This is a genomic window from Streptomyces katrae, assembly GCF_000966975.1.
Lineage (GTDB): Bacteria > Actinomycetota > Actinomycetes > Streptomycetales > Streptomycetaceae > Streptomyces > Streptomyces katrae.
Genome location: NZ_JZWV01000756.1, coordinates 1 through 1,391, shown reverse-complemented (window position 1 = coordinate 1,391; position 1,391 = coordinate 1). Strand labels below are relative to the sequence as shown.

The following is a 1,391-nucleotide window of genomic DNA, read 5'->3' as shown; positions in this document are numbered from 1 at the left end:
ACGGGCCGGTCCTGTCCCCCGAACTCCTGGCGCAGCTGGCCGACGAGGCCGCCTGGGCCAAGGCCGCCCAGTCCCTGCCGGGCTCCGCCGACCGGCAGGCCCTCCGCGAACGGCTGCGCCCCGGCCCGCTCAAGGCCGTGGACCCCGCCGCCGTCACCCTCACCGACTGACCCGGCGCCGAATCCGCCGAGAACCCCAGAGAACCCCCAGGGACTCCCGGAATCCCCGGAATCCCCGCAGAGAAGGAACAGCCCATGAGCGTCGACCAGAACACCCTCCGCCGCCGCGGTACCGGCCTGCGCGCCCACGATCCGGGGCGCAGCTACGGCGGCTACACCCTCTACACCCCGATCGCCGGCGACGGCCGGATCCACCTCGTGGACATCGAGGGCAAGCCCGCCCACACCTGGAACTCCCCGCACCCGCCCGGTCGCCAGGCCCAGCTGCTCCCGAACGGGAACCTCTTCTACGCGGCCAAGGACACCTCGGGCCCGACCCTCTTCCCCATCTGGGACGTCTACCACGGCGGCATCTTCCAGGAGCTGGCTCCCGATTCGACGGTGCTGCGCGAGGTCCGCCACCCCTTCCACCACCACGACGCGTCGATCCTGCGCAACGGGAACCTGCTCATCTCCACCGTCGAGCCCCTCGACCCGGCCGACGCCGCCCGCATCCGTGGCGGCATCCCGGGCTCGGAGGCTGCGGGCGGGGTGATCTACGGGGACGTGGTGCTGGAGCTGACCTGGGACGGAGAGGTGGTGTGGCGCTGGGCGGCGATCGAGCACCTGGACCCGGAGGAGGTGCCGCTGAACCCGCACTTCGCCCGGGAGCACTGGCCGATGGCCAACACCGTCAACGAACTCGCCGACGGGGGGATCGTGGTGGGCTTCCGCAGCGCCTCGACGACCGTGGCCGTGGACCGCGCCGACGGCTCGGTGCGCTGGAGCATCGGCCCGGACGTGCTGGCGCAGCAGCACCACCCGCACGAGCTGCCGGGCGGGAACATCCTCGTGTTCGACAACGGGACGTACCGGGACACGACTTCGGTGCCGTACTCGCGGGTGCTGGAGCTGGATCCGGCCACGGGCGAGGAGGTCTGGTCGTACGAGGACAACCCGCCGCAGAACTTCTACAGCCCGTACATGTCGAGCGCGCAGCGGCTGCCGAACGGGAACACCTTCATCGCGGAGGGCTCCTTCGGGCGGCTCTTCGAGGTGACCCCGGAAGGGGACGTGGTCTGGGAGTTCGTGGTCCCGGAGTTCGGCTCCTTCAGTGAGGGCACGGGCCTGGAGTCCTCGCGCGGGGCGCAGAACTCGGTGTTCCGCGCCTACCGCTACGCCGCCGAACAGCTCCCCTGGCTCTGACGGACCAGCGGGCGGACGGAGGTGTGC

At 71.5% G+C, this 1,391-nt stretch carries 1 protein-coding gene; it reads left to right on the top strand.

Annotated elements, in window-relative coordinates:
- Positions 1-254 precede the first annotated feature (254 nt).
- Entirely contained in the window at positions 255-1,364 is a 1,110-nt protein-coding gene (locus tag VR44_RS25970; protein ID WP_045950022.1) for an aryl-sulfate sulfotransferase, read from the top strand.
- Positions 1,365-1,391 lie beyond the last annotated feature (27 nt).

Coding starts and splice junctions, on each gene's coding strand:
- VR44_RS25970 (WP_045950022.1), top strand. CDS start 255: ATGAGCGTCGACCAGAACACCCTCCGCCGCCGCGGTACCGGCCTGCGC.